Annotated in this window: 6 protein-coding genes; 3 read left to right on the top strand and 3 right to left on the bottom strand. The window is 39.7% G+C overall.

Features of this window, described 5'->3' with window-relative positions; genetic code table 11:
* Nucleotides 1–519 precede the first annotated feature (519 nt).
* Nucleotides 520–1,233, bottom strand: coding sequence for a hypothetical protein (locus ACTIE6_RS13660; protein WP_439557168.1), 714 nt, complete (start codon nucleotides 1,231–1,233; stop codon nucleotides 520–522).
* Between the two features lie 833 nt (nucleotides 1,234–2,066).
* Between ACTIE6_RS13660 and ACTIE6_RS13655 the strand changes: the two genes are divergently transcribed.
* From ACTIE6_RS13655 to ACTIE6_RS13645, 3 genes are all read left to right on the top strand, one after another.
* On the top strand, nucleotides 2,067–3,071 hold the full coding sequence (locus tag ACTIE6_RS13655; protein WP_439557167.1) for a PDDEXK nuclease domain-containing protein: 1,005 nt from the start codon (nucleotides 2,067–2,069) through the stop codon (nucleotides 3,069–3,071).
* A 225-nt stretch (nucleotides 3,072–3,296) separates the two neighbouring features.
* Nucleotides 3,297–3,956 carry a hypothetical protein gene (locus ACTIE6_RS13650; RefSeq protein WP_439557166.1) on the top strand — a complete coding sequence of 220 codons (660 nt, stop codon included), beginning with the start codon at nucleotides 3,297–3,299 and terminating at the stop codon, nucleotides 3,954–3,956.
* 192 nt (nucleotides 3,957–4,148) lie between these two features.
* Nucleotides 4,149–4,925: a DUF6602 domain-containing protein gene (locus ACTIE6_RS13645; protein WP_439557165.1), complete on the top strand. Its 777-nt coding sequence runs from the start codon at nucleotides 4,149–4,151 to the stop codon at nucleotides 4,923–4,925.
* A 500-nt stretch (nucleotides 4,926–5,425) separates the two neighbouring features.
* Here the strand turns inward: ACTIE6_RS13645 and ACTIE6_RS13640 are convergent, their stop codons facing one another.
* On the bottom strand, nucleotides 5,426–6,652 hold the full coding sequence (locus ACTIE6_RS13640) for a type II toxin-antitoxin system HipA family toxin (RefSeq protein ID WP_439557164.1): 1,227 nt from the start codon (nucleotides 6,650–6,652) through the stop codon (nucleotides 5,426–5,428).
* The gene (locus tag ACTIE6_RS13635) at nucleotides 6,649–6,954 is read right to left on the bottom strand and encodes a helix-turn-helix domain-containing protein (protein WP_439557163.1); all 306 of its coding nucleotides are present in this window, start codon (nucleotides 6,952–6,954) and stop codon (nucleotides 6,649–6,651) included. The genes ACTIE6_RS13640 and ACTIE6_RS13635 overlap by 4 nt, the downstream gene beginning before the upstream one ends.
* Between the last annotated feature and the right edge of the window lie 254 nt (nucleotides 6,955–7,208).

Below are 7,208 nucleotides of genomic sequence, written 5' to 3'. Positions count from 1 at the left end.
TTTAAAGTACTCATTTTTAGGAAAACACTCTCTTCACTTTCATTTAAACTTGTCCACTTTTCGCTGACGATTTACAGTAGAGCCATTATTGATCAAATCGGATATTTGACTGCTCACCCAGTCAATTTCGTCCGTCAGACGACGACGCCTCCTGTTATAATTACTGCGGTCGGGCAGTTTACAATAAAGTTTTGGGTAGTCTGATCTTAGCTTTCCATACAAGTAGTTTTCTGAGTCTATACCTATTGCTTCGGCTGATATACTTAGTGCTATTATACCCAAGTCAGACAGTTTCGGCCGCCTGGCGTACCAAAATAGATTTTCAAAGCCATTCAACCTTTTTGTAAGTAATCCTCTGGCTATTTCCGAAATTTTATAGAAATTCGTTTCTAAGTTGTGCATATCAAATTTTATGTTGTGGTAAACTTAAAATACTGAATTTCAGTGATATGTACAACTTTATTCTTCCTTAAAGGCTCTACAATTTAATCACAACGCGTATTGAGTATTTTGTAATTGTTAATTATAAAATGTATCAAAAAAAGTAAGCATAGGACAAACCGGACTAAATTCTGTCACACAGACCTGCTCAATTTTTTTCCCTTTTGTGTCGTCAATATTTTCGTACTGTCCCTCAATTCGGTAAATAAACGTGAGATGCTTAATTTGTCGGTAGAAGTAACTTGCTTTTATATCTGTCCATGATTCATGTATATTAAAACCAGATTTGATATCATTATACTCTTTAATTATAATATCACTTATAACAGCTTTCCCTAAAATTGCATCATCTTCTTCGAATGATAATCGACAATTGACTGGGGCATATTTAGTGCCTCGTGAGAATAATGTAATAGATATAATATCAGATTTATTTTTAAATGTTGAAAATAATACTAACGCATTTTGAAACTCATATTTGTATATAGTTATGGTTTTATCTTCATCATAAACATATTCTGCTTCAATATCGTCATCATATTTCAATGTTGGAGTGCCAAATTCTTCGACTATTTTTTCAATTGATACTTTGTTTGGCTCATATTGATAAAGAATGTCTTTGCCTAATATTTTTAATGATTTTTCCCCTACACGTAGCTTTTTTTCTTCTTCCAAATCTTTCTTTTTGGCGTCTTTTTTCTCTTTTATATTGTCTCTTACTAATTCATATATAATTCTGAATACTAAAACTATTGATCCACCAATTATACCTGATATGATTTTTTCGTCCATAAAGTATACCTTTTCAAATTAAATCATATAGAAAATTTAATTTCGGTTAGCGGCTTTACTAGTTTTATGCCCTTTTTTTCAGGTTCTTGTTCACCAAAAACCTTATCAGTGCCATCCATGGCAAAAGAGCCAGGAGGTAAATTAAAACCTACATCATTTTCGTTGCCGTGTTCGGGAAGGCCAAAAGATTGGGCAGGATCGAGCGTGGCAATATAAATAATTTAATTTAAGGAATATCCGGGTTTGAAGTTATGTAAAAATACGGTCGTTTAAATACATATTTGATATCGCATGCGTGGGTTGCTTTCCAGCTTGCATCGAAAATAGCAATCGAAGCCATGCAGCCTATGGTGAAAGACTACGGAGTTCAGAATCTGGAACCAGATCCAGAGCAGCATGAAATTGTCCAGAAAAGATAAGATCTGTTTGATCGATACTTTTTCGCTTTTTTCCTTACTTCTCGACGCTCTCTCAGAAATGGGTAGTGAGATTTTATAAGCTACCTAGAACCTATTAGATATCAGCTTAATATGCGGGTCATTATTGTTTATATCATGGCATTTTACGAATGGACGTTCTTAAAATGCCATATGGTTAATACAGTGATCTCACAATGGATCTGCCGATAGACATTATGCTTTAAAAATGTATTTCGAGCTCGATGCGTCTTAACAGATAGTTGTGATTGTAATAATGATTAGCAAGACTCAGCATATCCTGAGGGTATCATAGACTCAATCATGGGGTAAAACGAGTCAGCGGCAGCTGTATCCAGTTAGCTGCATTTGTGAAAATGTTATTACTTTGTCCCACTTGTAACAAAAAGTAGCGAGATGGTAGTTGAGAAGGCCCTAATAGCCGACATTAAGGCAATAATTCAGATATCTAAGGAGACTGCCATCCGTGCGGTAGATCATGAGCGCACTTTAATGTACTGGCGAGTTGGGCAACGCATTTTCGAAGAAGAGCAAGTGGGAGAGGACCGCGCAGAATATGGCCAATACCTTACCCAACTAATTGCAAATCAACTTGAACCGGAATTTGGTAGTGGCTTTTCCAAACGACAAATTGAGCTTTTTAGACAGTTTTATCGCCAGTTCCCAATTGCGAATACACTGTATTCGCAATTGAGCTGGAGTCAGTACAAGTTGCTGATACGATTAGACTCACAGGACAAAAGAGATTTTTATATTGCAGAAACAGTCAAAAATAATTGGACGGTTCGTCAGCTTGAAAGGCAAATCAACAGTAGTTTGTGGGAGCGCCTGCTATTAAGTAATGACCGTAAAAGTGTTCTGGCTGTTGCGCGAAGCGAACAAAACCCATCTGACGCGAAAGAGATTATCAAAGATCCAATGTACCTGGAGTTTTTGGGTCTGAAAAGGGAATCCTCTTATTACGAGAAGGACTTAGAACAAGCCATCATCACTCATCTTCATGACTTCCTATTGGAATTGGGCAATGGTTTTGCTTTCGTCGCTAGGCAAAAAAGACTTCATATTGAAGGAGATGAGTTTTTCGTCGACCTTGTTTTCTATAATAGGCTCTTACAGTGTTTTGTGATCATCGAGATCAAAACGACAAAGCTTAGCCATCAGGACATAGGTCAGCTTCAAATGTATGTGAACTACTATGACCGTTATGAAAAGAGAGATTTTGAAAACCCAACTATCGGAATACTTCTCTGTGCAGACAAGAACAATGCAGTGGTCAAGATATCACTACCTGAAAATAATAAAACAATTATTGCCAGTGAATACAAACTGTACCTGCCGAGTGAAAAGCAGTTGATTGATGAGATGAACAAGGAGATTGAAAAATTACAGAAAGAAGAATAGCGGCATTTATGACTCACTTTTTCTTGTAACTGCTTTAAAGTATTCATAATCAATCCGTAGTTTATCTAACGGCGCCATAGTACCGTACTGGTCGTTGGTTCGCTCCCAACTTCGGGAGTCCTGAAAATTTAGCACTTACGAGATAAAACTTGTAGTTCTTTTTTATTTGCAACACAATTTGATTCACATCTGTACGGTGTACCGACTATTCGTCACGAAGCCATCATGGTAACCAACAAAGAAAAGAAGTTTGCTGAAGTAGCTCAAATACTTGCTCGCTGTGAGCAGTTGAAAAGTGATATCCGAAGTTTCCTTGGAGAAAATTCCCAAATTTATCGGCGAGCATTCAATGGAAATAATGACCTGCTGGGTAGAAGCAACGTGTATTTTTTTCAATTGTTTGTTCTTCAGATTTGCATGATTTTATTTGAGAAAGAACATCACCATCTTAGAACCTTGGCCACGAAATTTTTGTTGGATCCGAATACAAACTGGACAAATGAAAATTCAAAGGTCGAAGTGGGTAAAGCGATTGATTGGCTGAAAGAAATCGAAAATGAAGTTGGCGATACGTTTAGAACCCTTCGTGATAAACATTTCGCCCACAGAGACTTCAACCGAGATCTCAAAGATGTTGCATTGTCTTATGAAGTCGCTTGGAGGGTGCTTCTTAATTTTCAAGAGCTATTCAATATAATTAATTACCATGTGTTCAATAGAACAGTGCGGTTTGAAATACTGGACAGAGAGCCGGTTGAGTTAAAGCATTTGGCGCGTTTCGCGAGGATATGGGTGAAATTGATGCCGGAATGGGCTAAACAGCATGATGGGCCGTTGCTCGATGTCATCTATCTGATAAGAGGTAAGACACCTCCTAATCAATGATCAGATGGCCTGAGAGCCTTTCGACCTTGAAGTAGTCGACGGCAGACCAATTCCTCACATATGGAGACAGCCCAAGCAAGTGCAATTTCAAAAATCTACAGTGCGCGGTGGCGTCCCCTTTAAACATCAATATTTCATCGGGAATATTCATTTACTTTCTGCAATTTCGGAGTTGCAAATCAGTAACGATATATGTTGAGAGAAGTAATCGATGTGCAGGAAGTTCAAATGCAGAGCGAATTAGCTAGATTGCGAGCCACGTTTCGACATTCTGGAATTAAGGGCACAGGCACAGAAAAGGCATTTTTGGAGTTTATCAGGCAATATATTTCTCTAAGTCATGGAGTCGGGCAGGGTGAAATTATTGACTCATATGGCAATCGTAGCGGGCAGGCGGATGTCGTAATTATTAACCAAGATCATCCATTTACATTTTCATCTAACGCGGCAGGATTGTTTTTCATCGAAGGAGTTACCGCCGCCGGTGAAATAAAAAGTAAGCTTACGTCAGGCGAACTTACGAAAGCACTAAGGAGCGCTGTGAAATTTAAACGCTTACAAATGAATGATCCCTTGGGGAAAACTGTGACTGCGAAACCTAGTGATGCACAACGATTTGGGCGACACCCGCCATATTTTTTATTTTGTTTTGAATCTCAGTTAAGTCTTGATAGAATACACCAAAACATATTGGCCTTCTGTAAAAAAAATCAAATTCAAGAGCCACACACTATCGATGCGGTGTTTGTGATAAACAAGGGGTTTTTAGTTGACTTAGGTGATGGTACCGGTGCTTACAAGGCCAAAAATTCGCAATCAGGTAAAGATTTGGAGAGTTGGACAAAGGTCACTAAGAACACAGTTCTCTTTGATTGCTTAGCGTGGCTATCTATAACAATGCCGAGATCAGAACGTCCAATTCCTATCTTAACGCAATATCTCCCCCTTCTAAGCAATCCTAGCCTATGATCGTCAAGCTGGGTGAAATCGAGAAATCTCCCTTTGGTAGATCTCTTAAATTAACGTGTTAACCGTATCTGAACGGTGTGGTATTCTCTGCACTTAATTCCACTGATGACAGATGCCTGACGAGACGATGGTTGATTTAAACCAAATAATATTTTGTTGTATAACAGATGTTATGTCAACTTAAACACATTTGCTCGAACATAACCGTTGAACTAGATGGGAGGAACATAGCAGAGGGGTAAGTCCCCAACATTATTAGCAGCAGATCTGGATCATTGATGTAATGTTTCCGACAACGTATTTCAGCAGCATGCGAGGGCAATGATGGCAAAAGGGTTAACTATTTCCAATTCTGCAACGGCCGTTGCAGAATTGGAAATAAACATTATGCTGAATGCTGACTATTTAGATAGCCGGTTGTAGGGAATTGAAATGGGAGAGTATGGGCTTCTCAAACGTGAGAACATTAACAACGGCATGAAATGAACACACCATCCATTTCATGCCAGCCTTTTATTTATCAAATCTATATTTGCCTGACTTATACTGTATTCTTTTGCCAAAGTCTTCCACTGCCCTAAAGCAGCCTTTGTTTGTACAATGATTTCATCTACAAGAGCTTTGGACAGGCCCGCTTCAAGCCCTAGCTTTATAAGCTGCTTGTCGCCGGGATTTCTTCCTTCTCCCATTACCATTGTGCTTTGTTCTCCCCCAGGTCCATTAGAAAACGTCAGATCATAAGCTGGCGATAACTTCCATTCCCCTTTATTATCCATCAGAAAACTGAAGTTCTTGGCATGGTCATCACGGTTATGGGCCAGGACATTGAATACAGCCAGTCTATACATTTTCTCAACCTCCCGGATGTCTTTCGTAAGCTGACCAGTCAGCGTCAGTAAATCTTCATAATCTAATGATGGTGTCCGGAAATCACTATGCAATAACCCGCTTACCGTATGCATGTGGTATCGTTTAGTACCATCCCGGTCAAAGCGTTTTGCCGCAAAATATCCGCATCCTTTGCTAGCAGCAAATAAATGAGCTTCTGACATTACAACTCCTGCCTCTTTTGCCATAAGGGCATAAACGTATTCAATAGCGCCGGAATCAAGTCCGTCCTGAGAATTCGGGAACTTGATCAGCCAGGGCTCAAATCCATCGGCGAGTTGCTTTGCACCATGGGTTATATTGTAACGGGTCTCATCAACCCCTATGAGCGCTTTGGGTCTTGCCCCAGCAGATGATCCATTTAAAGAAAGTAGCTCCTGAATGATCTCTTCTGAACTTCCTCTAAGAACCTCACCGGCTTGCTGAGCAAGTTGATCCAGATCAATAAAGCCATGTTCTATATCAGACGGACTATAATCTGGTTCATAGACTAAGGCTCCCATTCCGTGAAACCCCACATGTGCCAAACGATCCAGTGAAGTAATATCGGACGGTAATATGTTTTGAGAACGCAAAAGGCGGTCAAATAGTAACCGCCCCCAACCATCGGGTAGGCTATCGCTAAAAACACCCGCCAATCCTTCGAAAGGTCTTGTTTCAAAAGCGGTAACGCCTGTTTTGAGAGGCAATCGTAAAGGAGAAATCTCCAATCCTCTTTGAATGAATGAGGCATCATATTCAAAATATATGGTGTGGTCGCGAATAGCCAAACGCCCAACCGGAAGAATCTCGCTGCCGAAATCCAATCTTACTTTGAGTTCTGTGATAAGTCGTTTCATTTGCGACGACCTCGTTTACGGATTGAAGTCTCTTCCTTCAACACTTCATCAATAGAAGAGAAAGTGGGTTTTACAGGCTTAATAGCCTCAATCACTTCCTCGATGCCGCCTACTACCAAAAGGAGCCTAAGGAATGACTCTAAAGAGATGACCCCTTTCTGCTCAAATTTTCTTAGAGTTGGTAGTGCAACGCCTGAACGCTCTGCCAGACCTTCCTGAGTAAGGCCTGCACTTAGGCGCCTGGATCTCACATTTTCTGCAAGCTTACGAAGCGCCTTTGATGGCGATATAGGTGATATCATTGTAGTACATAGGGATCTTATAGCCCAATAATTGATACTATTGTATCACAAATATAGTTAATTTAAAGCGAAGAATGCCTTACTTAGATGGTTTTAAAGTTGAAATTATAAGCATTAGGCCCCGTTTTAAACAAAGGCAAATACCTTGATGGAAATGTGGCTCGTAGGTAACCGAGAAATGAATGTCAAGTTTTGTGTGTCATTTACTTGACCAAGGGATTTTATCGCAAATCGACAGATTACCTGTGCGCACC

The sequence above is a fragment of the Dyadobacter sp. genome (assembly GCF_051859145.1).
Taxonomy (GTDB): Bacteria; Bacteroidota; Bacteroidia; order Cytophagales; family Spirosomataceae; genus Dyadobacter.
This window is presented reverse-complemented; position numbering and strand designations above follow the sequence as displayed.

Excerpts from the sequence above, each read along its gene's own strand:
- ACTIE6_RS13660 (WP_439557168.1), bottom strand. The coding sequence starts at position 1,233 with ATGGACGAAAAAATCATATCAGGTATAATTGGTGGATCAATAGTTTTA.
- ACTIE6_RS13655 (WP_439557167.1), top strand. The coding sequence starts at position 2,067 with ATGGTAGTTGAGAAGGCCCTAATAGCCGACATTAAGGCAATAATTCAG.
- ACTIE6_RS13650 (WP_439557166.1), top strand. The coding sequence starts at position 3,297 with ATGGTAACCAACAAAGAAAAGAAGTTTGCTGAAGTAGCTCAAATACTT.
- ACTIE6_RS13645 (WP_439557165.1), top strand. The coding sequence starts at position 4,149 with ATGTTGAGAGAAGTAATCGATGTGCAGGAAGTTCAAATGCAGAGCGAA.
- ACTIE6_RS13640 (WP_439557164.1), bottom strand. The coding sequence starts at position 6,652 with ATGAAACGACTTATCACAGAACTCAAAGTAAGATTGGATTTCGGCAGC.
- ACTIE6_RS13635 (WP_439557163.1), bottom strand. The coding sequence starts at position 6,954 with ATGATATCACCTATATCGCCATCAAAGGCGCTTCGTAAGCTTGCAGAA.